Annotated in this window: 26 protein-coding genes and 2 pseudogenes; 2 read left to right on the top strand and 26 right to left on the bottom strand. The window is 27.2% G+C overall.

The window, feature by feature from the left end:
- Positions 1-125: 125 nt before the first annotated feature.
- The 19 genes and pseudogenes from atpC to BGI42_RS02185 form a co-directional block, all read right to left on the bottom strand.
- The gene (atpC, locus tag BGI42_RS02275) at positions 126-530 is read right to left on the bottom strand and encodes an ATP synthase F1 subunit epsilon (protein ID WP_069678769.1); all 405 of its coding nucleotides are present in this window, start codon (positions 528-530) and stop codon (positions 126-128) included.
- 12 nt (positions 531-542) lie between these two features.
- Entirely contained in the window at positions 543-1,934 is a 1,392-nt protein-coding gene (gene atpD / locus BGI42_RS02270; RefSeq protein WP_069678768.1) for a F0F1 ATP synthase subunit beta, read from the bottom strand.
- A gap of 14 nt (positions 1,935-1,948) precedes the next feature.
- On the bottom strand, positions 1,949-2,800 hold the full coding sequence (gene atpG, locus BGI42_RS02265; RefSeq protein ID WP_069678767.1) for an ATP synthase F1 subunit gamma: 852 nt from the start codon (positions 2,798-2,800) through the stop codon (positions 1,949-1,951).
- Between the two features lie 40 nt (positions 2,801-2,840).
- Positions 2,841-4,355 carry a F0F1 ATP synthase subunit alpha gene (gene atpA / locus BGI42_RS02260; protein WP_069678766.1) on the bottom strand — a complete coding sequence of 505 codons (1,515 nt, stop codon included), beginning with the start codon at positions 4,353-4,355 and terminating at the stop codon, positions 2,841-2,843.
- A 10-nt stretch (positions 4,356-4,365) separates the two neighbouring features.
- Positions 4,366-4,904: pseudogene (locus BGI42_RS02255) on the bottom strand (F0F1 ATP synthase subunit delta).
- Positions 4,905-4,906: 2 nt separating this feature from the next.
- Positions 4,907-5,386, bottom strand: a complete 480-nt coding sequence (locus BGI42_RS02250; RefSeq protein WP_069678764.1) for a F0F1 ATP synthase subunit B — start codon at positions 5,384-5,386, stop codon at positions 4,907-4,909.
- A gap of 52 nt (positions 5,387-5,438) precedes the next feature.
- Positions 5,439-5,654: an ATP synthase F0 subunit C gene (atpE, locus tag BGI42_RS02245; protein ID WP_069678763.1), complete on the bottom strand. Its 216-nt coding sequence runs from the start codon at positions 5,652-5,654 to the stop codon at positions 5,439-5,441.
- A gap of 28 nt (positions 5,655-5,682) precedes the next feature.
- Entirely contained in the window at positions 5,683-6,363 is a 681-nt protein-coding gene (locus tag BGI42_RS02240; protein ID WP_069678762.1) for a F0F1 ATP synthase subunit A, read from the bottom strand.
- Positions 6,364-6,365: 2 nt separating this feature from the next.
- Positions 6,366-6,743, bottom strand: a complete 378-nt coding sequence (locus BGI42_RS02235) for a hypothetical protein (protein WP_069678761.1) — start codon at positions 6,741-6,743, stop codon at positions 6,366-6,368.
- Positions 6,744-7,591: 848 nt separating this feature from the next.
- The gene (locus BGI42_RS02230; protein WP_069678760.1) at positions 7,592-8,773 is read right to left on the bottom strand and encodes an acetyl-CoA C-acetyltransferase; all 1,182 of its coding nucleotides are present in this window, start codon (positions 8,771-8,773) and stop codon (positions 7,592-7,594) included.
- A gap of 121 nt (positions 8,774-8,894) precedes the next feature.
- On the bottom strand, positions 8,895-10,043 hold the full coding sequence (gene wecB, locus BGI42_RS02225; RefSeq protein ID WP_069678759.1) for a non-hydrolyzing UDP-N-acetylglucosamine 2-epimerase: 1,149 nt from the start codon (positions 10,041-10,043) through the stop codon (positions 8,895-8,897).
- Between the two features lie 284 nt (positions 10,044-10,327).
- Entirely contained in the window at positions 10,328-10,822 is a 495-nt protein-coding gene (locus BGI42_RS02220) for a deoxycytidylate deaminase (RefSeq protein WP_069678758.1), read from the bottom strand.
- A gap of 111 nt (positions 10,823-10,933) precedes the next feature.
- On the bottom strand, positions 10,934-11,563 hold the full coding sequence (gene upp / locus BGI42_RS02215; RefSeq protein ID WP_069678757.1) for a uracil phosphoribosyltransferase: 630 nt from the start codon (positions 11,561-11,563) through the stop codon (positions 10,934-10,936).
- A gap of 45 nt (positions 11,564-11,608) precedes the next feature.
- On the bottom strand, positions 11,609-12,058 hold the full coding sequence (rpiB, locus tag BGI42_RS02210) for a ribose 5-phosphate isomerase B (protein WP_069678756.1): 450 nt from the start codon (positions 12,056-12,058) through the stop codon (positions 11,609-11,611).
- A gap of 121 nt (positions 12,059-12,179) precedes the next feature.
- Positions 12,180-13,229 (bottom strand): L-threonylcarbamoyladenylate synthase, encoded by a 1,050-nt coding sequence (locus BGI42_RS02205; protein WP_069678755.1) that lies wholly within the window; start codon positions 13,227-13,229, stop codon positions 12,180-12,182.
- A gap of 18 nt (positions 13,230-13,247) precedes the next feature.
- Positions 13,248-13,835 (bottom strand): hypothetical protein, encoded by a 588-nt coding sequence (locus tag BGI42_RS02200; protein WP_069678754.1) that lies wholly within the window; start codon positions 13,833-13,835, stop codon positions 13,248-13,250.
- Positions 13,836-13,913: 78 nt separating this feature from the next.
- Positions 13,914-14,996 (bottom strand): peptide chain release factor 1, encoded by a 1,083-nt coding sequence (gene prfA, locus BGI42_RS02195; protein WP_069678753.1) that lies wholly within the window; start codon positions 14,994-14,996, stop codon positions 13,914-13,916.
- A 243-nt stretch (positions 14,997-15,239) separates the two neighbouring features.
- Positions 15,240-17,001, bottom strand: a pseudogene (gene prmC, locus BGI42_RS02190) (peptide chain release factor N(5)-glutamine methyltransferase).
- Positions 17,002-17,030: 29 nt separating this feature from the next.
- Positions 17,031-17,618 carry a thymidine kinase gene (locus BGI42_RS02185; protein ID WP_069678750.1) on the bottom strand — a complete coding sequence of 196 codons (588 nt, stop codon included), beginning with the start codon at positions 17,616-17,618 and terminating at the stop codon, positions 17,031-17,033.
- 212 nt (positions 17,619-17,830) lie between these two features.
- On the opposite strand from BGI42_RS02185, the gene rpmE reads away from it, so the two are divergent.
- Positions 17,831-18,040 carry a 50S ribosomal protein L31 gene (gene rpmE, locus BGI42_RS02180; protein ID WP_069678749.1) on the top strand — a complete coding sequence of 70 codons (210 nt, stop codon included), beginning with the start codon at positions 17,831-17,833 and terminating at the stop codon, positions 18,038-18,040.
- A 145-nt stretch (positions 18,041-18,185) separates the two neighbouring features.
- The gene (locus BGI42_RS02175; RefSeq protein WP_069678748.1) at positions 18,186-19,289 is read left to right on the top strand and encodes an MGDG synthase family glycosyltransferase; all 1,104 of its coding nucleotides are present in this window, start codon (positions 18,186-18,188) and stop codon (positions 19,287-19,289) included.
- A 47-nt stretch (positions 19,290-19,336) separates the two neighbouring features.
- Here the strand turns inward: BGI42_RS02175 and rho are convergent, their stop codons facing one another.
- From rho to ispE, 7 genes are all read right to left on the bottom strand, one after another.
- On the bottom strand, positions 19,337-20,800 hold the full coding sequence (gene rho, locus BGI42_RS02170) for a transcription termination factor Rho (RefSeq protein ID WP_069678747.1): 1,464 nt from the start codon (positions 20,798-20,800) through the stop codon (positions 19,337-19,339).
- A 370-nt stretch (positions 20,801-21,170) separates the two neighbouring features.
- On the bottom strand, positions 21,171-22,766 hold the full coding sequence (locus BGI42_RS02165) for a CTP synthase (RefSeq protein ID WP_069678746.1): 1,596 nt from the start codon (positions 22,764-22,766) through the stop codon (positions 21,171-21,173).
- A gap of 190 nt (positions 22,767-22,956) precedes the next feature.
- Positions 22,957-23,256: a hypothetical protein gene (locus BGI42_RS02160; RefSeq protein WP_069678745.1), complete on the bottom strand. Its 300-nt coding sequence runs from the start codon at positions 23,254-23,256 to the stop codon at positions 22,957-22,959.
- Between the two features lie 107 nt (positions 23,257-23,363).
- Positions 23,364-23,783, bottom strand: coding sequence for a YwiB family protein (locus BGI42_RS02155; protein ID WP_069678744.1), 420 nt, complete (start codon positions 23,781-23,783; stop codon positions 23,364-23,366).
- A gap of 60 nt (positions 23,784-23,843) precedes the next feature.
- Positions 23,844-24,836 carry a DUF814 domain-containing protein gene (locus tag BGI42_RS02150; protein WP_069678743.1) on the bottom strand — a complete coding sequence of 331 codons (993 nt, stop codon included), beginning with the start codon at positions 24,834-24,836 and terminating at the stop codon, positions 23,844-23,846.
- 35 nt (positions 24,837-24,871) lie between these two features.
- Complete coding sequence (spoIIR, locus tag BGI42_RS02145; protein ID WP_069678742.1) at positions 24,872-25,507, bottom strand: stage II sporulation protein R; 636 nt, start codon at positions 25,505-25,507, stop codon at positions 24,872-24,874.
- A gap of 62 nt (positions 25,508-25,569) precedes the next feature.
- A complete protein-coding gene (gene ispE / locus BGI42_RS02140; protein ID WP_069678741.1) occupies positions 25,570-26,412 on the bottom strand; it encodes a 4-(cytidine 5'-diphospho)-2-C-methyl-D-erythritol kinase in 843 nt (280 codons plus the stop codon).
- Between the last annotated feature and the right edge of the window lie 140 nt (positions 26,413-26,552).

Raw genomic sequence — 26,552 nt, 5'->3', positions numbered from 1 at the left:
GAACAGGTCTTTTATTTTTTATTCCATCTATTTAGTGCAACCTATAATATAATATATAAGTTTTTCGCTAATTTGTGTCAAATAAAAACCAAAAAAAAGCTTAAGAGGTAGTCCTCTCAAGCTTTTTAATTCATTTTTTTTAATTTTATTCTTGTAATAGATCTTATTAATGCTAATTTTGCTCTATCTTTGTCATATTTATCGCCTTCATGTAATCTTTTTTCTGCTCTTTCCTTAGCTTTTTCTGCTCTTTCTAAATCAATATCTTCAGAAAACTCAGCTGAATCACTAAAGATTGTCATTTCATTATTAAACATGCTAGCAATTCCTCTAGAAACAAATAATTTTTTATTATTTCCTTCAGAGTCTATAAATTCTACAATAGATGGTGTTGTACTTGTTACTATATCAGCATGATTTGCTAATATTTCTAATCTACCAACAGTATTTTTAAGAAATATTTTCTTTATATTACCCTCAAACACATTTTTGTCCGGAGTAACAATTTTTAATAAAAACATATCAGCCATACTAATCACTCCCTATGCTAATTCTTTAGCTTTTTGTACAGCCTCGTCAATTGAACCAATAAATAAGAATACTGATTCTGGTAAATCATCATATTTACCTTCTAATATTTCTTTAAATCCTCTTACTGTTTCTTTTACTGGGACATATTTTCCAGGCATTCCTGTAAATTGTTCACCTACTGTAAATGGTTGTGATAAAAATCTTTGAACTTTTCTAGCTCTAGAAACTACAGCCTTATCTTCATCAGATAATTCATCTACACCTAATATTGCTATTATATCTTGTAGTTCTTTATATCTTTCAAGTATATTTTTAACTTTTGTAGCTACATTATAGTGTTCTTCTCCAACTATTCTAGGATCCAATATTCTAGATGAAGATTCTAATGGATCTACAGCTGGATATATTCCTAATTCAACTATACTTCTTGATAGAACTGTTGTTGCATCTAAATGTGAGAATGTTGTTGCTGGAGCTGGATCTGTTAAGTCATCTGCAGGAACATATACTGCTTGAACAGATGTTATAGAACCACTCTTAGTTGATGTAATTCTTTCTTGAAGAGCTCCCATTTCAGTTGCTAATGTTGGTTGGTAACCAACTGCTGATGGTATTCTTCCAAGTAATGCTGAAACTTCTGATCCAGCTTGTGTAAATCTGAATATATTATCTATAAATAATAACACATCTTGACCTTTATCTCTAAAGTATTCTGCCATAGTTAAGCCAGTTAAGGCAACTCTCATTCTCGCACCAGGTGGTTCATTCATTTGACCAAATACTAGTGCAGTCTTATCTATAACTCCTGAATCTTTCATTTCATGATAAAGATCATTACCTTCTCTAGATCTTTCTCCAACACCTGTGAATACTGATAATCCACCATGCTCTTTAGCTATATTATTTATTAATTCTTGAATTAATACTGTTTTTCCAACACCTGCTCCACCAAAAAGACCTATTTTTCCACCTCTTTGATACGGTGCAAGTAAATCTATAACCTTAATACCTGTTTCAAACATTTCAGGTTCAACAGATTGATCTTTAAAGCTTGGTGCTGGTCTATGAATAGGATAAATTTCCTTAGCATTTATATTTCCTTCATTGTCTATAGGTTTTCCTAAAACATTGAAAAGTCTTCCTAATACAGCATTTCCTACCGGTACAGAAATAGCTTTTTCTGTATCAACTGCATCCATACCTCTTTTTAATCCTTCAGTTGCTTCCATAGCAATTGTTCTTACTATATCATCACCAACATGTTGCTCAACCTCAGCAATTAGTGTTCTTTCTCCCATATCAATACTAATCGCATTATATAAATTTGGAAGAGAATCTGAATCAAACTTTATATCAACTACTGGTCCAATTATTTGAACTACTTTTCCAATTTTACCAGGCATAAAATACCTCCTTACTATTTTTGAGCTTCTGCTCCTCCAACTATTTCTGATATTTCTTGAGTAATAATTTGTTGTCTTATTCTATTAAACTTTAGATTTAAATTATCTAATATATCATTTGCATTTTGAGTAGCTCCATCCATGGCTGTCATTCTTGAACTTTGCTCACTGCACTTAGCACTTAATAATATATTTCTAAGTTTTCCTTTTAAATATATATTTATAGCATTTTCAAAAACTTCTTCATTACTAGGTTCAATTAAAAATTCCTCAGATATATTAGTAACTTTTTCTATTGGTAAAAGTTTTTCTGCTTTTGGTTCTTGTTTTACTGGAGAAACAAAATCTAAGTATGTAACATTAATTTCTGAAACCTCTCCATCTTTATACATTTTAAGAGCTTCTTCAAAAACAACTTTCACTTCTTTTAATGTTGGTATATCTGATATATCAACATATTCAGCTATTGAATCAAGATCAATTCTTTTTACATAACTTAACCCTTTGCTTCCAACTGTAATTATCTTTACATTTTCTTTTTCATCTTTTACTAAAGAATCTAAGTAAGATACTACAGTATTATTATAACTACCACATAAGCCTGTATCTGATGATATTAAAATATATAGTTTAGACTTACTCTTACTAGGTTTAAAGTAAATATTACTATCATCTCCTGAAATAATTGATGCAAGCTTTCCTATAATTTTTTCAGTTTCTTCAACAAACTTTTGATTTGTTAATAACTCTTTTCTAGTTTTTCTTAACTTAGAAGTGGCAACAAGTCCCATAGCATTAGTTATTTTTCTTGTACTTTCTACTGACTTTATTCTTCGTTTAATTTCTATAAGTCCAGCTGAACCCATACTTTCTACCTCCTAAAGAAGGGCATAGCTTAAAACTAAGCTATGCTTCTTGTAAAAATATCTTTTTAAACTCAACTATCGCTACTTCTAATTTAGCTTTTATTTCATCTGTTAGAACTTTTTCTTCAGCAAGTTGTCTTTCTAATTCTCTATTATGAGTATCTAAATATTCTAAGAATTCTTTTTCAAATTTCTTTATATCTTCTACTTTTATATCAGATAAGAAATCATTAACTGCTGTATATAATATAATAATTTGTTTTGTAACATCTAAAGGTTTATATTGATCTTGTTTTAATACTTCAACAAGTCTCTTACCTTTTTCAAGTCTCTTCTTTGAATCTTTATCTAAATCTGATCCAAACTGAGCAAATGCTGCTAATTCTCTATATTGTGCAAGTTCTAATCTTAAAGTACCTGTCACTTGCTTCATTGCTTTAATTTGTGCATTACCACCAACTCTTGATACTGATATACCTGCATTAACAGCTGGTCTTTGTCCTGAATTAAATAATTCTGATTCTAAGAATATTTGACCATCTGTAATTGATATAACATTTGTTGGTATGTATGCTGTTATGTCTCCAGCTAGTGTTTCTATTATTGGAAGAGCTGTTAATGATCCTCCACCATTTTCTTCTGATAACTTAGCTGCTCTTTCAAGCAATCTTGAATGGATATAGAAAACGTCTCCTGGATATGCTTCTCTGCCTGGTGGTCTTTTAAGAAGTAATGACATTGTTCTATAAGCTACTGCGTGCTTAGATAAATCATCATAAACTATCAATACATCTTTTCCTTGATTCATGAAGTATTCACCAATACTACATCCTGCATATGGAGCAAGGTATTGTAATGGAGCAGAGTCAGCTGCTGTTGAACTTACTATTATACTATAATCCATAGCACCCATTTCAGTTAATGTATTAAATATATGTGCAACTGTAGATTGTTTTTGTCCAATAGCTACATAAATACATATTACATCTTTTCCTTTTTGATTTAATATAGTATCTATAACAAGTGCTGTCTTTCCTGTTTGTCTATCGCCTATTATAAGTTCTCTTTGTCCTTTACCTATTGGTATCATTGAGTCGATAGCTTTAATTCCTGTTTGTAACGGTTCATTAACAGAACTTCTATCTATGATGCTAGGTGCTTTTACTTCAATAGGTCTAGTTTGATTTGTGTTTATTGGTCCTTTTCCATCAAGTTCTTCACCTAATGAATTAACAACTCTACCTATTAATGCTTCACCTACTGGAACTTCAACTATTTTACCAGAACCTTTAACAATATCTCCTTCTTTTATACCTTCTTCATTTCCTAAAAGAACGCATCCAACATTGTCTTGTTCTAGATTTAAAGCCATTCCATATACATCATTTGGGAATTCTAATAATTCACCTTCCATACAGTCATCTAATCCATAAACTCTTGAGACACCATCTCCGACTTGAATTATAGTACCAGAATCTACTGTTTTTATTTGTTTTTCATATTTTTCTATTTCTTTTTTGATAATAGAAGTTATTTCTTCTGGTTTAATATTCATGGATTCACCTCTATTTCTGTTTAAGCATTAAATCTTTCATTTCTTCTAGCTTAGATTTGATAGTATTATCTATTACATCATTCCCAACTCTTACATAAACTCCACCAAGTAAATTCTTCTCTACTTCAGTTTCAAATAAGATGTTTTTATCATATTTTTTTTCAAAAATATCTTTTAATTCATTAAATTCATCCGATAAAAGTGGGACTGCTGTTTTTATGATACCTTTTAATGTATTTTTTCTTTCAAGATCTATCTTTTCCATCTCATTTAATTTTTCTTTAAGATAAAGTATTCTATCTTTTTCAATTAATATAAGAAGAAAAGAAAGCAGATCTTCATCAATCTTGTTTTTAAATATGTTAATAAATGTTTTCTTTTTTTCTTTGTACTTATTTGAGGATGTTTTATTACTTCATGAAATTCTTGATTATTTTCAATCAAATCACAAATTTCTCTTAAATCTTGTAAGTATTCATCCACTTTTCCTTTTTTTTCAGCAACTTGGTAAAGTGCTAATGCATATCGCCTATCTAAGTATTCATACATAGCTACATACCTACCTTAGTAATAAAATCGCTTATAAGTTCTCTATGTTTGCTTTCATCGATATTTTCTTCTAAAGCTTTGATAGAAAGCTCTAGTGCTAAATCAACTACTTGCTTCTTTATTTCGTATTCTGCTTTTTCTTTTTCACGTTGTATATCTACTTTAGCTCTGTCTAATAAAGCTTTTGCTTCTTCACTAGCATCTTGTACTATTTCTTCATATACTTTATTAGCTTTTGATTTTTGATTTTCGGTAATTTTCTTACCTTCTTCTTTAGCTGATTGAAGTATTCTTTGATTTTCTAGTAGATACATTCTAGCTTTTTCTGAGTCTTCATCGACTTTTAGTAATTGTTCTTCAATAAAATTTTGTCTTTCACTAATTATGCCTTTGATTTTATCCCAGAAAAAATGTCTTAAAATAAAAACTAAAATACAAAAGTTAATTATTGTTATTAAAATTACTGAATAATTAGTCTCCATATATCTATCTATATCCTCCCTTCGGAGTCAATATAATTAACTCATATAAATATTATTTAGTTAATAGCATAAATGCAATTATAAAACCGTAAATAGCTGTTGCTTCTGCAAGTCCAGCTCCTATAAGTAATGCAGTTTGTATTTTACCTGCTGCTTCTGGTTGTCTTGCTATTCCTTGAGTAGCTCCTCCTGTAGCAATACCAATACCAATACCTGCTCCTAATCCTGTTAATACAGCAATACCTGCTCCGATAAGTGCTAAATTCATTATAATTCCTCCTTAAAATAAATTTTTTCTAATGTTCTGTTGTTGTTTTAATATTAATTATAGTTAACATAGTAAATACCAACATTTGGATTGTTCCATCAAATAGATCAAAATATACATGAACTGCTATCGGCAATCCTATTTGAGCTACTGTGGCAATACTTCCCAATCCTTGATATACTAAATCAACTAAAATTGTTGCTGCTAACATGTTACCAAAAAGTCTTAGTGCTAAAGATACAGGTAACATAACTCTTTCCATAATGTTTATAGGTAACATGCCTATAAACGGATGTGTTAATCCTTTGAAATATTTTCCTAATCCATTTCTCTTAATTGCAGTAAAGTTAATAACCACAAATGTAGTAATCGCCATACCAACAGTTACACTTAAATTTTGTGTTGGTGGCTTTATACCAACTAATCCTGTAAAGTTTAACAGCAGTAAGTAAATTATCAATGTACCTACATATGGTACAAAAACTAAATAACTTTCTCCCATTGTATTACTAACAAGTGATTTAACTGTTTCATAAAATTTTTCTAATGCAGCTTGTTTCTTATCAGGCTTTTGCTTTAAATTTCTTGTTAGTAAATAAGCTGTCACGGCTAATGCCAAGATTATTACCCACTGAATTATTATTTCTGGAATAATATCTACTGGAAAATTTCCAATATTAAAAGAAAATACAACTTTACTGGGTTCCAACTTTAAACACTTCCTTTCTCTCTTTTTATACAGTTAAATATAAAAAATACATAATGCGAGATAAATCCACACATAAAATAAGAAATGTATCTTATATTTCTCATAAAAGGTAGTGCTATTAAAATTACAATACCTATTTTTAATGGCATACTCATTTTTATGTATTTATTTGTTTTTTTATTTTTATTACCATTCCCTAAAAAACTTATGGTTATATATACATTTGCCATAAAATTAATTAAGGATACTATAATACCTATAAAATATATACTTGCATCTTTAAAAGAAAAAAGAATGCTTATAGTTAAAGCTACTAAAAGTCCACCTCTTAAATCTAGTTTTATCATTTCTTTAAGAAGTTTAATTGGTTCTTCATTCATAATTTTCTCCTCTTGGCTTCAATACGAGATATTATATAACCATATGAGTGTTTAATAAAATACTATTTATGCTAAAAAATTGCTTTTTAATCTCAAGATATGTATTTATCTTGTATTTGCTTTCGTATATGCAGGTAAAATTCTTGTTTATTCTATTTATCTAAAAAAATAAATTAACAATCTACTTTTCTTGCATTTTTCAGAATATTCATTTTTTTGAATATTTTCTTTTTTTTTAAGATATCGTTTTCTAAAATTGTTTTGTACCCATTTATAAGTTATATTAAATTTTATTGTGATAATTTTTAGATTTTTTTTATTATTGTGTAAAATATTGTCGTTTTTATTTTTATACCAATGAATATAAAAAATTGGTTTTATTCAATATTTTTTTTAAAATTTACCTGTAAAGCTAGATACAGGCTTATAATCACTCCATTAAGTAGTATTTATAATTGTATAATTCAATATTCTTCTTCACATCTTGCATATATTCTTATTACATACATACATAAATAGATAAATTTTAAAATTTTGTAGGAATTAATTCATAATCACCATTATATTTATATTATGTAATTTTATTATTTTTTATTTAAATAATTTATTTTTTATTACTTTTTAAATATATATTTATATATCCTTTTGTTTTAAGAATTAACTACTATTATTTATACCTTTAATATAATGCTATGTTAAAGATATAATATAATTTTTCTTAATTATAATTGCTAATAAATCTAAGATATATAAACCTTTAAAACTTATAATAATTTTCTATAAAACAAAAAATTGCTATGATTATTAATAATCATAGCAATTTTTATAAGAGTAATTAGTACTACTAATTATAGTCTTTCAACTATAACAGCAGTTCCCATTCCTCCACCTATGCAAAGTGTTGCTAAACCTTTTTTAGCATCTCTCTTTTCCATTTCATAAAGTAATGTAACAAGAATTCTAGCACCAGATGCTCCAACCGGATGTCCTAATGCAATAGCTCCTCCATTAACATTAACTTTTTCCATATCGAATTTTAAGTCTTTAGCAACTGCTAAACTTTGAGCTGCAAAGGCTTCATTAGCTTCAATTAAGTCCATATCGTCAATTGTTAAGTCAGCTTCTTCTAAAGCTTTCTTAGTTGCATGGAATGGTCCGTATCCCATTATAGATGGGTCTAATCCTTTTGATCCATAAGAAACTATTTTAGCTAATGGTTTAACTCCTAATTCAGCTGCTTTTTCAGCGCTCATAACAACAAATGCTGCTGCTCCATCATTTATTCCTGAAGCATTACCTGCTGTTACTGTTCCTTCTTTAAGGAAAGCTGGTCTTAATTTGGCTAAAGTTTCTGGAGTTGTTCCGAATCTTGGGAATTCATCAGTATCAAATACTTTTGGTTCTCCCTTTCTTTGTGGAATCATAACTGGAACTATTTCATCTTTAAATCTTCCAGTTTCAATAGCTTTTTGAGCTTTTTGTTGAGATGAAGCTGAGAAAGCATCTTGTTCTTCTCTAGTTAATCCCCATTGTTTTGCTATATTTTCAGCAGTAACACCCATATGATAGTTGTTAAATGCATCCCATAATCCATCTTTTATCATAGTATCTACCATTTTAGCGTCACCCATTCTTTGACCCCATCTAGCACCTGGTAATACGTATGGTGCTGCTGACATATTTTCCATACCACCAGCAACTATAACATCAGCATCTCCTGCTTTTATCATTTGAGCTGCTAAACTAACTGTTCTTAATCCTGAACCACAAACTTTATTTATTGTCATTGCTGGAACTTCTACTGGTAATCCAGCTTTAACAGCTGATTGTCTAGCTGGATTTTGTCCTAAACCAGCTTGGATAACATTACCCATTAAAACTTCTTCAACAACTTCTGGCTTTATACCAGCTCTGTTTACAGCTTCTTTAATTACAGTTGCTCCTAATTCTACTGCTGGAACACCTTTTAATGATCCACTAAAGCTTCCAAGAGCTGTTCTTACTGCACTTACAATAACTACTTCTTTCATGTTAAATCCTCCTAAAAATTATATATGTTTAATATCCTTATCGTTAAATTATTAACATAACATAATTATACATTTATTTTTTTTATTAATCAAGAGTTTATTGTTAAATTTTAAACAAAGTTTATATTTTAAACTCTTTTACCTCTTTTTCACTCAATTCGAAATATTTTAATATAGCATCTGCTATTCTAATTGAAGCAATACCATCACCATAAGGATTTACTGATTTACTCATATTATTATATTCTTCAATATTATTTAATAATTTATTTGCTTCTTTCACTATTTTTTCTATGTTAGTTCCTACTAATTTAACAGTTCCATATTTCACAGCTTCTGGTCTTTCTGTAACATCTCTTAAAACCAATACTGGTTTGCCTAAATGTGGTGCTTCTTCTTGTAATCCACCTGAATCAGTCATAACTAAATATGATTTATTCATTAAATTATGAGTTTCTTTAGTGTCTAATGGTGGTAATAAATGAACTCTTTCTAAATTTCCTAACTTTTCTTCTACAACATCCTTAACAATTGGATTTAAGTGAACTAAATAAACTAATTCTACATCTTTATTATTTAAAACTATTTCTTTTAATGCATCACAAATATTATTTATTCCTTCTCCCCAATTTTCCCTTCTATGAGCTGTAACCATTATAACTTTTTTATTAAAATCTATATTTTTTAACTCTTCATTTTCAAATTCATATTTTTCTTCTACAGTATGTTCCATTGCATCTATAACAGTATTTCCTGTTATATAAATTATATCTTCTGATATACCTTCTTTTAGTAAGTTATCTTTAGAACTTTGTGTTGGCGCAAAATGTAAATCAGATAAATTCCCTGTTAATCTTCTATTCATTTCTTCTGGAAATGGGAAGTATTTATTAAAAGTTCTTAATCCAGCTTCTACATGACCAACTTTTATTTGTTTATAAAATGCTGCTAATGCTCCTGCAAAAGTTGTTGTTGTATCACCATGTACTAATATCATATCTGGTTTTTCTTGTTCAAATATTTCTTCTAATCCTTCTAAAACTTTGTTTGTTATTCCTGTTAAAGTTTGTCTTGTTTTCATTATATTCAAATCAAAATCTGGCTTTATATCAAATAAATCCAAAACTTGATCTAGCATTTCTCTATGTTGAGCTGTAACACACACCTTAGATTCTATTTCTTCTCTTTTCTTTAATTCTTGAACTAATGGAGCCATTTTTATTGCTTCTGGTCTAGTTCCAAATATAGTTATCACTTTCTTTTTGCTCATAATATTTCCTCCAATCTGGCATAATGAGTCCTATGTATTAATCATTAATATAAGTTCTCATTTATCATTGTTAATATTTTTTACATTATACTCGTATATATTCTAATTTAATATTTAAAAATATTTAAGGCATATGAAAATAAATAACAAATCAAAATGTGACAGGTATTTTGTGAAATACAATAGCTTGTGTTCTACTAATAGTTGTACTATTAATAGACTCCAAGGAAGAAGTAGTTCACAAAATAAACTAGCATAATGACTAGTTATTTATTTAAATGTGCCTAATATCCAAAATTATTATCTATCTTTAAAGAATCATCATTTTTTATCCAATCTTCTACATCTATTTTTATATACTTCTCTTTGTCTTTTCTTATAACTACATAAGAGATACCAGCATTAATTATAAGTCTCTTGCACATAGAACAAGAATTAGCATTTTCAACATATTTTTTTGTTTTAACATCTCTACCTACTAAATATAATGTTGCTCCAATCATATCTCTTCGTGAAGCACTAATTATTGCATTAGCCTCACTATGTACACTTCTACAAAGTTCATAATGTGTTCCTCTTGGTATTTGTAATTCTTCTCTTATGCAACTATTAATATCTATACAATTTTTTCTTCCTCTTGGAGCTCCAGTGTATCCTGTTGATATTATTTCATCATTCTTAACTATTATAGAGCCATAATTCCTTCTTAAACATGTCCCTCTTTCCAATACAGTTTCAGCAATGTCTAAATAATAATTCTCCTTGATTATTCTTTCCATATCTAATTCTCCTAAAAATAACATTATTTATGTTAATTATAACAGATAAATTAAAAAGGAGTATCCTAAAAAGTTTTTATTAAGATACTCCTTTTTCAATACTATAAAATACTATTTAGTTCCAAATAATCTATCTCCGGCATCGCCTAAACCAGGAACTATATAACCTTTTTCATTTAATTTTTCATCTACAGAAGCTACATATATATCTACATCTGGATGTCTTTCTTGTACCAATTCAATTCCTTCTGGAGCTGATATTAAGCACATTAATTTTAAATTTTTAGCTCCTTTTTTCTTTAACATAGTTAATGCATCAGCTGCTGAACCACCTGTGGCAAGCATTGGATCTACAACTATAACATCTCTTTCTTCTATATCTTTTGGAAGCTTGCAAAAATATTCTACTGGTTGTAATGTTTCTTCATCTCTATATAATCCTATATGACCAATTTTTGCAGCTGGTATTAAGCTAAGAACACCATCAACCATTCCAAGACCTGCTCTTAAGATAGGCACTATAGCCATTTTCTTTCCAGAAACAACTTTGCATTTTGTTTTACAAACAGGAGTTTCAATTTCTACCTCGTCCATGTTTATATCTCTTGTTGCTTCATAAGTTAGCAACATTGATATTTCTTTTACCAATTCCTTAAAATCCTTTGTTCCTGTTTTCTTGCTTCTTACCATCGAAAGCTTATGTAGCACTAATGGATGATTAACTTCAATTACTTTACTCATATTTATCCCTCCAAAATTAAATGTTTAAATATATTAAAATTAATATTATTTACTATATTTAGCTTCTATTTCACTAATCTTATCTATTCTCTTTTGATGTCTATCACCTTCAAATTCAGATGAAATAAAAGTTTTTACTATATCCAATGCAAGACCTGGTCCAACAACTCTTTGACCTAATGTTAAAATATTTGCATTATTATGTTGTCTTGTTGCGTGTGCACTAAAAGTATCTGAGCACAATGCTGCTCTTATTCCTGGAACCTTATTAGCTGCAATTCCTATTCCTATTCCTGTACCACAAATTAATATTCCAAGTTCAAACTCTTTAGCTACAACAGCTTCTGCCACTGGTAATGATATATCAGGATAGTCACAAGATTCTGTTGAATATGTTCCAAAATCTTTAACTTCATGACCTTCATTTTCTAAAAATTTTATAATTTCTTGTTTTAATTCAAATCCACCATGATCACATCCGATTGCTAATTTCATAATAAAAACCTCCATACATATATATCTATTCATAAAAAAAGAAGAAAAAGTAGATTATTAAACTTTATCTTCCTCTTATTTTAAGCAATAATCAAAATGTTATTTATGCATTATTTAAAAATTATACTTCGATAATATCAAATCCTGCTGCCTTGTTTAATCTATTCATTATGGCTATTCCTACACCTTTTTGCTCATAAGCTTCTGCAAGTATTATATCTGCACCTAAATCATCACATTTTCTCAATGATTCAAATAAATTCTGTGCAACCATAAATAAATTTTCTCTACTGCCTAATACTACTTTAATTCCTTTTTCATATTCTTTTTCATTTTCTTGTACTGTAAGTATACATACCTTTTTATTATTATCTATATAATAATCTACCATTTCTTTCATTTTTTCAATAGTTTTTTTTCTTTCTCCTAAAATAATCTTAACTTTTGCTTTAGGAGCATAATGTCTATACTTCATTCCTGGTGCTTTTGGTTTTAAATCATTAGTACTTTTTTTCATTACGGCTGGATCTATATCTATTCTATTATCAACTTCTCTTAACATCTCTAAAGTCACTCCACCTGGTCTTAATACTAAAGGTGGATTAACTGTACAATCTAATATTGTAGATTCTAATCCTATATCACTTTTATGTCCACCTAATATACAATCCACTCTACCTGATAAATCTTCTATACATCTTTCAACATCTGTTGGACTAGGTCTTCCACTTATATTTGCAGATGGTGCTGCAATAACTGTACCTGACATTTCTATTAATTTTAATGCTATTTCATTATCAGGCATTCTAATTCCTATAGTATCTAAATTTGCACTAGTTATATTAGGGATTATAGGTTTCTTCTTTAATATTAATGTAAGTGGACCTGGCCAAAATTTGTCTATTAGATTTTTTGCTATATTAGACGTATCTTCAACTAATCCATCTATATTTTTTGATGCAACATGAACAATTAGTGGATTATCTTGTGGTCTTCCTTTAGCTATAAAAATTTTCTTAACAGCTTCCTCGTTTAAAGCATCTGCTCCTAATCCATATACAGTCTCAGTTGGAAATGCAACTATACCACCATTTTTTATTTTTTTTGCTGCTTCATTTATCTTTTCTTTATCATCCACAATATTATTTATTTTTATAATATCTGTATTCAAAATGTGTGCCTTCTTTCTTTAAACTATTGTTTGTCCTCGTGCAATTTTTATATTTTGTATACTATAATCAGTATATATAGCTTTAACACAATTTCTATATATGCAATCTAATAATAAATATTTTTTTAGTCCGCCTTTTTTTACTATTTGAACATAATAAGTTTTATCAGGATTTTTCTCTTGTATTTTTTCATATTCTTTTTTTAATCTAGAATTTCTTTTGAATAAGTCATGATTTATAGGTTTTAATAAGTTATTTTTAAATGCCACACTTGTAATAATTATTATTTCCATATCATAATCAGATCTATTAGTATGTACTAAAACAACTTTATCACACAATATTAGTGATGTACTTGATAATATTCCTGTTTTAAAAATCAAACGATTATTATTACATTTATACTCTACTTTGTATGAATTTAATTTTACAAGTATAGAAATTGCTATTAAAAATTCAATTAAAGCTAAATACATCAAATAAAATAAATTAAAAAGATTAGTTATTAATAAAACTGCTGGTAATGTAATTGATAATATTATCATAAGTATTATCAATCTTTTTAAAGATGATTTTTCTTTCTTTATAGCAGTATAAATATCTATAACATCACCCCCTATTATTTAAAAGCCTCACATTATAAAATGTAAGGCTATTAAATAATGTATGACATAAATTCTGTCTTACATTTCAGTATTTCCCATTTCTTGCATTTTTTCTGCTTGATCAGCAGTTATTAATGAATTTATCATTTCTTCAATATCACCATCTAAAAATGAGTCTAATTTATATAATGTTAATCCAATTCTATGGTCAGTAATTCTTCCTTGTGGATAATTATAAGTTCTTATTCTTTCACTTCTATCCCCTGTTCCAACTTGGCTCTTTCTATCTGCAGCTATTCCTTCTGCTCTTTCTTGTTCAGCTTTTTCAAATAATCTTGATCTAAGAACTTTCATAGCTTTTTCTTTATTTTTTAATTGAGATTTTTCATCCTGACATGATACAACAAGCCCACTAGGTAAATGTGTTATTCTTACAGCTGAATCTGTAGTATTAACGCATTGTCCACCATGACCAGAAGCTCTAAATACATCTATTCTAATATCTTTATCTGCAATTTCTATTTCAACATCATCAACTTCTGGTAATACAGCTACTGTTACAGTTGATGTATGTATTCTTCCACTAGATTCTGTATCTGGAACTCTTTGAACTCTATGTACTCCACTTTCATACTTTAATTTTGAATATGCTCCATTTCCTTTAATCATAAAAACAACTTCTTTAAATCCACCAATATCAGTTTCATTTAAACTCATTATTTCTATAGACCATCTTTGTCTTTCAGCATATCTTGTATACATTCTAAATAAATTATATGCAAATAAAGCAGCTTCTTCCCCGCCAGCTCCTCCTCTTATTTCAACAAAAACGTTCTTATCATCATTTGGATCTTTAGGTAATAATAATATTTGAATTTCATTTTCTAATTCTACTTGTCTTTGAGATAAAGATGCTATTTCTTCATTTAGCATTTCTCTCATTTCTTTATCACTTTCTTCACTTAACATTTCTTTATTAACTTCTAAATCTTCAATTACTTGTTTATATTCTTTATATGCATTAACTATAACTTCTAAGTCAGCTTGTTCTTTGCATAACTTTCTCCACTCTTTTTGATTTTGCATAATCGATGGGTCACTAATTTTAATTGATAATTCGTCATACTTATTTTCTATAAAGGCTAATTTATCTAATAACATCTAATCACTCCGTAATTCATTTTTACACATATCATATATAATATTTAAAATAATATATTTTAAGATTTAATTCAAAATTCATATTAAATATGGTCTTATTAAAATAAATAATATTTTATTAGGTCAAAGACCACTTAGTATTATAGCATATTTTAAAACTTTTAATCAATAATCACCTTTTTTATAGACTATACTATACTTCATTTATCATCATATCCTCTTAAATAAAATAAATTTATAATACTATTTTTTTAATCTCCCTATAACAACTCTATCTAATCCTGCTAAATCTTTTAATATATTTATTTCTGTGAAATTTTCTTTTTCCATTAATGCTTTCACATCTGTACCTTGATTATATCCTATTTCAAATGCTAATATTCCTGATTTACTTAAAACACTTATACTTTCCTTTATTATTCTTTTATAAAAATCCAAACCATCTTTTCCTCCATTTAAAGCTGTATGAGGTTCGTAATTTTTAACGTCAGCCATAAGTTCATTAATTTCCATTTCTTCTATATATGGTGGATTGGATACTATAATATCATAATTTTTTCTTTGTTTAATACACTTATCTAATAAATCACTTTTAATGAAATTAACTCTATCTGAAACATTAAACTTTTCTATATTAATTAATGTAACTTTTTCTGGAATTTCATAATAATCTATTAAATCTACTTTGATATTTTTTTTAAAATTAGCTAATGCTATTCCTATTGCTCCTGATCCACAACATACATCACATATATTTTTAATTTCATCTTCTTTTATATTATTTAATACTTCTTCAACTAGAATTTCTGTATCTGCCCTTGGAATTAATACTCCTGGCTCTACATAAAAATTCATATTCATAAATTCACATTCATTCAATATATATTTTACTGGCATTTTTTCTTTTCTTTTATTTATAAGTTCCATATATATATTCTCATTTATTTCATCAATTAATTCTTCTCTATGAGTTAGTAAATACATCTTATCTTTATTTAAAACTTTTCCTAATAATAATTGTGCATCTAACCTTGAAGTACTAATTTTGTTTTCTTTTAAAATAGTAGTTCCTATGTTTAATAGATCACCTATATTTTTATTCATCATCTTTAATACCTTCCGCTGCTTTAAGTGATGCAATTGCAACTTCAATTTGTAAATCATCTGGCTCTTTTGTAGTTAAATATTGAAGCTTTAAACCTGGCCATGCAATTGCTTTTGCTAAAAAATTGTTATTCTTTCCTAACCATTTTATTAACTCATAAGTAATTCCTGTAATTAATGGTATTAATATAATTCTTAATACTAATCTTTCAATAATGCTTCCCCATCCTGTAAAAGAAAATACAATTATACTAACAAACATTACTAAAAACAGAAAATTTGTTCCACACCTTGGATGAAATCTACTATATTTTTTAACATTTTCTACTGTTAACTCATCCATTTTTTCATAACAAAATATAGTTTTATGTTCAGCTCCATGATATTCTAAAACTCTATAAATATCATCTAATTTACTTATAATAAACATATATCCTATCAATATAATTATTCTTATAAATGCTTCTATAAGATTTAATAATATATCCGATTTTACTAAATTTTTAAATAGTGAAGCTACTGTAGTAGGTAATAATATAAAAAGAGCTATTGATATAATAAATGAAAACAGAAGAGTTATTCCCATAATTAAATCATTAGCTTTATCCCCTAATTTTTCATTAAACCATTTTTCAAATTTTGAAGGTTCTTCATCTTCATCAAAAAATGAAGCAGAATAATTTAATGAATTCATTCCAACTTTTAATGAATCAATTAATATAAAAAAACCTCTTAAAAAAGGTATATTTAAAAATTTATATTTTTTTATTATTGATTCTCCAGCATCCATTTTTATTTCTATATTCCCTTGTGAAGTTCTAACAGCCGTAGCTAATCCCTTGCTACCTCTCATCATAACACCCTCAATAACTGCTTGACCCCCAACATCACATCTTTTCATAATTTCTTCTCCCTAATTACCTTATATTTTTAGTTAAGTTTTTTATATTTATAATAGCATTCTCCGCACAATGATTCATAACGAATGTCATCTTGTTCATCAATTGCTACTTGCTTACCTTCAAAAACAAATTTCCCATTAATTTTTCTTCCATTTAATATAGCTTTTTTTCCACAAGCACATATTGTTTTCATTTCTTCTATACTATGTGCTAATAATAATAATCTATTGCTTCCTTCAAAACCATTCATTTTAAAATCCGTTCTTAAGCCATAACATATTATAGGAATATCTAAAGTTACAGCAATTTTAAAAAGTTCATCTATTTGATTAGACTTCATAAATTGAACCTCATCGACTAATACACAGTCAATTTTAAATTTTTCTTCTGAATATTCTGAAAGCAACTCAAAAATATTATCATTTTCTGAAATCATAATATCTACTTTTTTTTCAACTCCAAGTCTTGATACTACCTTATCTCCACCTTTTTTATCAATAGATGGTTTTATAATAACCACATTCATTCCTCTCTCCTCATAATTATGAGCCACTTGCATTAAATGTGTAGATTTACCTGAATTCATTGCCCCATATCTAAAATATAACTTGCTCATTATCAAATACTCCTCTTCTTTAAATAATATCTTAATCGATTATAACATTTAATATCTATGTAAAAAAGGTATTTTTGCTTCCATAAATATCTATGTAAAAAAGGTCATTTTTCTGTCGTAACTTTGCATTGACGACAATATTTCGCTATGATATAATTTAAGAGCTATTTAAATAGTAATAATAAGTTAACTTATTGGAAGAGGTGAAAAATATGAAACAAGGCATACATCCAGAATACCACACAGACGCAGTGGTTAAGTGTGCATGTGGAAACACTTTTACAACTGGTTCTGTTAAAGAAGAACTTAAAGTTGAAATATGCTCTAAATGCCACCCATTCTTCACTGGTAAGCAAAAGATCATTGACGTTGGCGGTAGAGTTGAAAAATTCAATAAAAGATTCAATCTTAATACTAAATAGAAAATTAAGGGAAAGACTAAGTCTTTCCCTTTTTCTTTTTATACATATCTCATTAAAAGTTCTATAAATAAATTATTATATTTAAAAATTATCTTAAACATGATAAACTACTTGTATGTATTTTAGTAGAAATGAGTGGAATTTAATGAAAAAAGTTTTAATCTTAACAACTTCTACAGGGCAAGGTCATAATCAAGCTGCAGATTCAATATCTGATTCTTTTAAAAATTCTGGATATGAAGCAGTTAAATATGACTTCTTATATAAAGGTAGTAAATTTTTAAATGATTTAATTGTAACAAGTTATGAAATTCTAGCGTCTAAATTTCCATATTTTTATGGATTATTTTATAAAATAACAAACAACAAGTTTACTAACAGTTTTTTAAAAATTATTTTTTTCTTTACTAAAAAGAAGTTATTTAAATTAATAAATGATACTAAACCAGATATAATAGTTGCTACTCATGCTTTATCTATTAATATAGTAACATCATTTAAAAAACAAGGTTTAAATATACCATATATTCTGATTGTTACAGATTTTAAAGCACACTACACCTATATAAATAAATATGTAGATGCTTATATTACAGGAAGTGATTATACAAAAAAATCATTGATAGATAAAGGTATAAATCCAGATATAATATATCCTATTGGTATCCCTGTTAAAGAAATTTTTTATAATAAAAATAATTCTGTTAAAAATTTAAATGATGAATATTTTAATTTATTATTAATGAGTGGAAGTCTTGGATTAAATACAATTTCATTAGTTCTAAAAGAATTATTAAAAAATCGTAATAAATTGAGAATAACAGTAGTTTGTGGAAAGAATAAAAAATTAGAAAAATCATTAAGTGATTATTGTAATAATCACTCTTATAAAAATAAAAAATTACATATTTTAGGCTTTACAAATGATATTCCTACATTAATGGATTATTGCGATGTGATAATTTCAAAACCTGGTGGATTAACAGTAACGGAATCTATTATAAAAAACATTCCTTTAATAATACCATTTGCAATTCCTGGACAAGAAATGGAAAATACAGATTTTTTAGTTCAATCAGGTTATTCTATATATGTTAAAGACTTAACTAAAATAAATAGTACTGTAGATTACTTAATAAATAATCCTCATAAGTTAAAAAGTTTAAAGGATAAGTTAGTGTTGCAAGCTTCTAAATACAATCTTGATGAAATTGTAAATGTAGCTGAGAATTTAACAAATAAAAAATAAGTAGAAGATTATTCTACTTATTTTTTATTTGTTAAATTACTATATTTTTACTTATTGTTGCGTTTTCTTTTTTCAAATTCAGCTTTTTTAAATACATTTATAAATTCTTCATTACTTGAAGTTTTAGATAACATTCCTATAAGATTTTCTGTTACATCTTCTACATTTCCATCCCTGTACATAACTCTTCTTATTGTATATGCTACTTCTTGTTCTTCTTTAGAGAATATTAAATCTTCTTTCCTAGTTCCTGATTTATATATATCAATAGCTGGGAATATTCTTCTTTCTTGTAGTTTTCTATCAAGATGAACTTCCATATTTCCTGTTCCTTTAAATTCTTCAAATATCATATCATCCATTCTTGATCCTGTTTCTACAAGTGCTGTGGCTAAAATAGTTAAACTTCCACCTTCTTCAACATTTCTTGCTGCTCCAAAAAATTTCTTAGGCATTATTAAAGCACCTGGGTCTAATCCACCTGATAAAGTTCTTCCTGTTGGTGTTATTGTTAAATTATAAGCTCTTGATAATCTAGTTAAACTATCCATAAGAATCACAACATCTTTTCCTTGTTCAACCATTCTTTTAGCTCTTTCTAAAACTATTCTAGATACTTTTGCATGATTTTGAGGTTCTTCATCAAATGTAGAATATATCACTTCCCCATTTATTGATCTTTTCATATCAGTAACTTCTTCTGGTCTTTCATCAATAAGAAGTACTATTAATTTTATATCTGGATAGTTTTTTGATATATTTTGAGCAACTTTTTTTAATAATGTAGTTTTACCAGCTTTAGGTGGAGCAACTATAATTCCCCTTTGTCCTTTACCAATAGGACAAACTATATCCATAAGCCTTGATGATAAATCCTTTTCATCAGAAGTCTCTAATCTTAGCCTTTCTTTTGGATATATAGGCGTTAATGTTTCAAAATATTTCCTACCTATAGCTTTTTCAGGTTGTTCACCATTTACTCCTTCAACAAATAAAAGAGCCTTGAATTTTTCTCCTTCTTTTGCTTCCCTTACTTTTCCTTGTACCTCATCACCTGTTCTTAAATTAAATCTTCTAATTTGAGAAGGTGAAACATAAATATCTTCACTGCTAGTTAAATAATTTTTACATCTCAAAAATCCAAAATTATTATTTTCTAGTATTTCTAAAATCCCTTTAGCTGTATTAGACTCATTTATCATGTTATTTAATTTTTCTTGTTTTAACTTTTCTTCATTATTTCTAAAATTACCTTTATTATTAGAACTATTATTAGAACTATTATTAAAACTACCATTAGAATTATTATTAAAGCTACCATTAGATCTTACTTTTGAAGATATCTTTTCTCTTAATACAACACCTTCTTTTTGTATTGTATTAGGAGATTTTTTTAAAATTTCATCTATTAATTCATTTTTTTTATATTTTGATATATTTTTTATTTCTAATTTTTTTGCAATATCCTTTAATTCAACTAAAGTCATGCTTTCATATACTTGCTTGGTCAAGCCAGCACCTCCAATTTTGAATTGACAAATAGGTTATTATAACAACTCTATTTGTTACTTTATTAAAACTAATTTTAATCTCTTACAAAAATATATAGTTAAAATTTTATTAATCATATTGTATAATTAGCTTAGGGAATTTTTTAAGATTCTAAATTAAGGTATGTATAATAAAACTTTTAAATTCTCTTATAACTTATTTTATCCAAATAAATACTTAATTAAACATAACAGCATATGTTTTTATATATTTATAACTGTTAGTTAATATTATAATCATTTTTAATATATTAGTAAATATGTAATTACTTTAATAAATGAAAAGAGTTCTCTTAACCTCAAAAGAAAACTCTTTTCATATGTATTATTTTTATTTTTTACTAGCTTCTATAAATCCTACAAATAATGGGTGTGGTCTATTAGGTCTAGATTTTAATTCTGGATGGAATTGTACAGCTACATACCATGGATGATCTACAACTTCAACAATCTCAACTAATCTTCCATCTGGACTAGTTCCTGCTATTTTCATTCCTGCATCCTCGATTTGTTGTTTAAATTTATTATTAAATTCATATCTATGTCTATGTCTTTCACTTATAAGTTCAGAATTATAAACTTCATATGAATTGCTCTCTACATCTAATTTACATGGATATTGACCTAATCTCATAGTTCCCCCAAGATTTTCAATATCTTTTTGATCATTCATAATATCTATAACTGGATATTTAGTGCTTGGATTTATTTCTGAACTATTTGCTCCATCAAATCCTAATACGTTTCTAGCATATTCTATTACAGAGCATTGCATTCCTAAGCATATTCCAAGGAATGGTATATTATTTTCTCTAGCATATTTTATAGCTAATATTTTTCCTTCTATTCCTCTATCACCAAATCCACCTGGAACTAATATTCCATCAACTCCTGCTAAAACTTCATTTACATCTTTTTGTTCTAATTCCTCTGCATTAACCCATCTAATTTCTACTTTTGTATCATTAGCATATCCACCATGGTTTAATGCTTCAACTACTGATATGTATGCATCATGTAATTCTACATATTTACCTACTAAAGCAATCTCTACTTTATTTTTAATTCTCTTAATTTTTTGAACCATTTTAGTCCATTCATAATTATCTATATCTTTGCAACCTAAATGAAGTTTTTCACAAACTAAATTATCTAATCCTTCTTCATGTAACATTAAAGGTACTTCATAAAGATTATCCGCATCTAAATTTTGAATTACTGATTTTCCATCTATATTACAAAATAAACCTATCTTAGCTTTTACATCATCACTAAGTTCTTTTTCTGTTCTACAAACTATGATATCTGGCTGTATACCTATAGTTCTTAATTCCTTTACTGAATGTTGCGTAGGTTTTGTTTTTAATTCTCCTGCTTTACCTAAGTATGGGATTAATGTAACATGTATATAACAAACATTTTCTGATCCTACTTCATTTTTTATTTGTCTAATAGATTCTAAAAATGGTTGAGATTCGATATCTCCAACTGTTCCACCAATTTCTGTAATTACTACATCTACATCTCTTTCTTTTGCCACTTGATATACTTTATCTTTTATAGCATTGGTTATATGAGGAATAACTTGAACTGTTCCACCTAAGTATTCTCCTCTTCTTTCTTTTTCTATAACAGAACTATATATCTTACCAGTTGTGACATTAGAATTTTGAGTTAAACTCTCATCAACAAATCTTTCATAATGACCTAAATCTAAGTCTGTTTCTGCTCCATCATCTGTTACGAAAACTTCTCCATGTTGGTAAGGACTCATTGTTCCTGGGTCTACATTTAAATATGGATCAAATTTTTGAATCGATATATTTAGACCTCTATTTTTTAATAATCTACCTAATGATGCAGCTGTTATTCCTTTACCTAATGCCGATACAACTCCACCTGTGACAAAAACGTATTTAGTGCTCATATTTATCCTCCCTGTGAGAAATTTAATTTTTGATTTTTTATATTGATTATATATACTATTAATGATATAATTGAAATTACCCCACTAATTATATAATGGGGTTATTAGTGCTGTAATGATTTTTTCTGTAACAACATAGATATTATAATAACACATAATTAATTTTATGACTAGACTTTTTTTATTTATTTTATACTTTTTCTATCCTATCTATACTATCTTGTATTTCAAAATACTTTTTTCTAAATTCTCTGTTAATTAATAACTTTTCTTGAGCTGATTTTAAATTGCTATTAACACTTTTAGAAGATTTTACTCTTAATATTTCTTTAACATTTTCTTTTTCAAAACAACTGTAATTTTTTAAAAGCAATAATAATAAATATTTATTTTCTCTTTGTTTTAATAGTTCTATTAATTCATGTTGTCCAATACCATAATATTTACAAATACCTTCTAATATTTTTATATATTTAATATTATTTATCACGTATACCACCTCTTTATTTACATTATTTCCATAATTTTATAATAAATTCATTTTATAATCTAAAATAAAAAAGATAACCCATAAGATTATCTTCTTTACATATTTATTTAATTATTAACTTTTACCTTAACTGATAAACTAGTGTTCATAGACTCATGTCCTTCTATTCCCATAGAATACCTTACGTCTATAATTCCACCATCCTCATTCATATTTATATCTAAGTTTTTTGTATCTACGTTTAACTTAAGAATTCCATAAGGAGTTTGATATAAAGATGTTGTTCGCATTCTCTTTTTAAAATCCATTTTAGTTGTAGTAGATCCTTCTCTCTCTAAAGTAAATGAACTATCTCTAATAATAAGCTTTGTTCTTGTACCTTCCATTCCAGATATTTCTGTCTCATCATACTCAACTCTAAAGCCATCCTCATTTATGTAAAACTCACCCGGTGATACAACTTCTATTAAATTACCCTCTTCCATAGAAGCATTACTTTTAACCGTTATTATAGCTTTTTTTTTCATATTTTCCTCCCATATTAGTTATAATATTTATTATACTATTATGTAAAAATTTATATATACTTATTTATTTAAATTATACTCTTCCATTTCTTTTTGAGTTACAGAATCTACATTTCTAAAATTTTTAAATTCAGTCCCTGAATTTCCAAACTTAACTTCTACTGATTCTTTATCTTTTCCTTTACTATATCTAACAGCAAATCTACATGCTAAAATTATATCTTCTTCTCCTGAATTATTTCCAGATGGAATTATAACCATAGCCCCATTAAATTTAGAGGTTAAAAATACCAAATCTTCTTTTGTTAATATCTTCTTTAATTCTTCTCCTTCTTCTGCTGTCCTAGATACTATTATTTTAACATTATTTGGAGTAATGAAATGTCTCCCATACTTAAGAAAATCAATATCTCTTTGAGTAACATTAGATTTTCTATTAACTAATTCTCTAAGTCTAATTGAATAATTAGGTTCTGTTAATTTACAACCACCAGCTGGTGATGGATAATCTTTTATTCCCCACGTCTCAGCCAATTCCATTTGAACAGTTCTGCTTCTACCTGATATTTTTAATAATTTTTCTCTATCTACTAATCCATCAATTTCCATCTGAGTAGGATTTAAGTTTTTAGCACATAAAGGACGTAATATTTTATCTGAGTATCCTGATTCTTTCTTTACTATATTAAGAGCTTGTCTATTTTGTGACATTGGACGTTGATTTAAAACTTCACCAGTAATTATAAAATCAGCATTAAATTGTTCCAGTAATTTCCCAGAGTAGTTCATCATCATTGAATGACAATCAATACATGGATTCATGTTTTTCCCCCATCCATGTTTAGGATTTCTAACTAATTCAAAATGTTCTTCTGAAAAATCTATAACTTCTAATTTTATTCCTATTTGCTTGGTCATTCTTTTTGCATTTTCTTCATTAAAAAAATACGATTTAAAACATATACCAATTACTTCTATTCCTTGATCTTTTATTAATTTTGCTGCTAATATGCTATCAAGACCTCCTGATATCATAGCTAATGCTTTTGCCATACATTAATCCTCCTACTTATAAATCAAAATATTTTCTATTTAAATAAATTATCTATTACTTCTACTATTTTAAATTTAATTTTTATATCATTATTAGAATTTGAATCTTTTTTATTTACTTCTTTATTTATTCTATTCTCAGTCTTTTCATACTCTATTTTAGCTTTTGATTCATCTACAAAACATAAAGGTGGGAACATAACACACCACCAATTTCGTCCTTGGCCACTTCCTATTATTATTCTAAAAGCTTCATAATTACCTTGTGGTAACACTATATCACCATAAGATTTCACTGGAAAATTTTCTCTAGATAATTGGATATTTACATCATAATCATAATTATTTTCTCTTATAACCTTTTTAGCAATAGATTTCACTTTATCCATATTATTTTTTATTATTGTTCTAGACTCTTCAAGAGATTCTGATTTGTTTAAATAAGGATATAAATAATTTATAACTTCATCTCTAACTTTTAATTTTAAATTTTGATCCTCATCAGTATCACTATTAGCTATAACATGAAATCTTATTAATGAATTTTTTACTTCCTCATAATTTAATATTTCTGAATTATTATCTAGCTTAACCATACTATAACTTGTACACCCAATAATTACTGTAGAAAAAATAAATATAACTATTAAAAACTTAAAAACTTTCTTCATTGTTTTCACCCTCCTATACCTGAAATCTTTTCCAAATATAGAGAGTTTTATTCATTTTCTTTTTAAATTGTTCTTGTTATAAATACATCTATATATTTTTCTTTCATTTTTTCATAACATCTTTGAGCTTTTAACATATCATCAAAGAAACCAAATACTGTTGGACCACTTCCACTCATCATGCTACCTAATGCACCACATACATTAATTTCTTCTTTTATTGCAGATATTACTTTATATCTTCCTAAAGTAATATTTTCAAGTAAATTTTTCATATTATTTGCTATAAAATCAAGATTATTTTTCTTAATATTTAAGATTAAATCATCTGTCTTAGGATGAAAAATAACTTTTGATAAATCAAAAGCTTTGTAAACATCCTTAGTAGATACTCCAAATGGTGGTTTTACCACAACTAAAATTTTATTTCTAAACGGTTTTAGTTTTGTAACCTTTTCACCTATTCCTTCGCATAAAGCAGTTCCCCCACAAATACAATAAGGTACATCCGCTCCTAATTTTAAACCTAAATTCATTAATTCTTGTTGAGATGCATTTATATTAAAAATCTTGTTCATTACCTTTAGTACTGCTGCTGCATCTGTACTTCCACCTGCTAAACCTGCTGAAACAGGTATATTTTTTTCTATATTTATGTAAATTCCACTTTCTATATTATAAGTTTCTTTAAATAATTCAGCTGCTTTATATGCTATATTTCTTTCATCTGTAGGAACATAAGATTTATTGCATTTTAGGCTTATTCCACTAGGAATTTTTTCAACTTGAACTATATCATATAAATCTATACTTTGCATTATCATTTTTAATAAATGATATCCATCTTCTCTTTTCCCAATTACATCTAAGGAAATATTTATTTTTGCATAAGCCTTAATATTCATTTTTCCTTGCCCTTTCTAAGTACTTTAGGCATTTTAAAGAAAATAATTTACATTTAACTGTTTTATTATGATTTAAAATTTTAAACATAAATCTTCTTTATAAATGCCTAAATAACATTCTATCATAGGGGAAAAATCCT

Source organism: Clostridium taeniosporum (assembly GCF_001735765.2).
Classification (GTDB): Bacteria; Bacillota; Clostridia; order Clostridiales; family Clostridiaceae; genus Clostridium; species Clostridium taeniosporum.
The sequence above is the reverse complement of the archived record's forward strand: the minus strand, read 5'-3'. Positions and strand labels throughout refer to the sequence as shown.

Excerpts from the sequence above, each read along its gene's own strand:
- BGI42_RS02185 (WP_069678750.1), bottom strand. The coding sequence starts at position 17,618 with ATGAGCAAGTTATATTTTAGATATGGGGCAATGAATTCAGGTAAATCT.
- BGI42_RS02165 (WP_069678746.1), bottom strand. The coding sequence starts at position 22,766 with ATGAGCACTAAATACGTTTTTGTCACAGGTGGAGTTGTATCGGCATTA.
- atpG (WP_069678767.1), bottom strand. The coding sequence starts at position 2,800 with ATGGGTTCAGCTGGACTTATAGAAATTAAACGAAGAATAAAGTCAGTA.
- prfA (WP_069678753.1), bottom strand. The coding sequence starts at position 14,996 with ATGTTATTAGATAAATTAGCCTTTATAGAAAATAAGTATGACGAATTA.
- atpE (WP_069678763.1), bottom strand. The coding sequence starts at position 5,654 with ATGAATTTAGCACTTATCGGAGCAGGTATTGCTGTATTAACAGGATTA.
- BGI42_RS02230 (WP_069678760.1), bottom strand. The coding sequence starts at position 8,773 with ATGAAAGAAGTAGTTATTGTAAGTGCAGTAAGAACAGCTCTTGGAAGC.
- atpC (WP_069678769.1), bottom strand. The coding sequence starts at position 530 with ATGGCTGATATGTTTTTATTAAAAATTGTTACTCCGGACAAAAATGTG.
- BGI42_RS02235 (WP_069678761.1), bottom strand. The coding sequence starts at position 6,743 with ATGAATGAAGAACCAATTAAACTTCTTAAAGAAATGATAAAACTAGAT.
- wecB (WP_069678759.1), bottom strand. The coding sequence starts at position 10,043 with ATGAGCAAAAAGAAAGTGATAACTATATTTGGAACTAGACCAGAAGCA.
- BGI42_RS02155 (WP_069678744.1), bottom strand. The coding sequence starts at position 23,783 with ATGAAAAAAAAAGCTATAATAACGGTTAAAAGTAATGCTTCTATGGAA.
- BGI42_RS02250 (WP_069678764.1), bottom strand. The coding sequence starts at position 5,386 with ATGGAGACTAATTATTCAGTAATTTTAATAACAATAATTAACTTTTGT.
- BGI42_RS02220 (WP_069678758.1), bottom strand. The coding sequence starts at position 10,822 with ATGGAAAGAATAATCAAGGAGAATTATTATTTAGACATTGCTGAAACT.
- spoIIR (WP_069678742.1), bottom strand. The coding sequence starts at position 25,507 with ATGAAGAAAGTTTTTAAGTTTTTAATAGTTATATTTATTTTTTCTACA.
- rpmE (WP_069678749.1), top strand. The coding sequence starts at position 17,831 with ATGAAACAAGGCATACATCCAGAATACCACACAGACGCAGTGGTTAAG.
- ispE (WP_069678741.1), bottom strand. The coding sequence starts at position 26,412 with ATGAATATTAAGGCTTATGCAAAAATAAATATTTCCTTAGATGTAATT.
- atpA (WP_069678766.1), bottom strand. The coding sequence starts at position 4,355 with ATGAATATTAAACCAGAAGAAATAACTTCTATTATCAAAAAAGAAATA.
- BGI42_RS02175 (WP_069678748.1), top strand. The coding sequence starts at position 18,186 with ATGAAAAAAGTTTTAATCTTAACAACTTCTACAGGGCAAGGTCATAAT.
- upp (WP_069678757.1), bottom strand. The coding sequence starts at position 11,563 with ATGAGTAAAGTAATTGAAGTTAATCATCCATTAGTGCTACATAAGCTT.
- BGI42_RS02150 (WP_069678743.1), bottom strand. The coding sequence starts at position 24,836 with ATGGCAAAAGCATTAGCTATGATATCAGGAGGTCTTGATAGCATATTA.
- rpiB (WP_069678756.1), bottom strand. The coding sequence starts at position 12,058 with ATGAAATTAGCAATCGGATGTGATCATGGTGGATTTGAATTAAAACAA.
- atpD (WP_069678768.1), bottom strand. The coding sequence starts at position 1,934 with ATGCCTGGTAAAATTGGAAAAGTAGTTCAAATAATTGGACCAGTAGTT.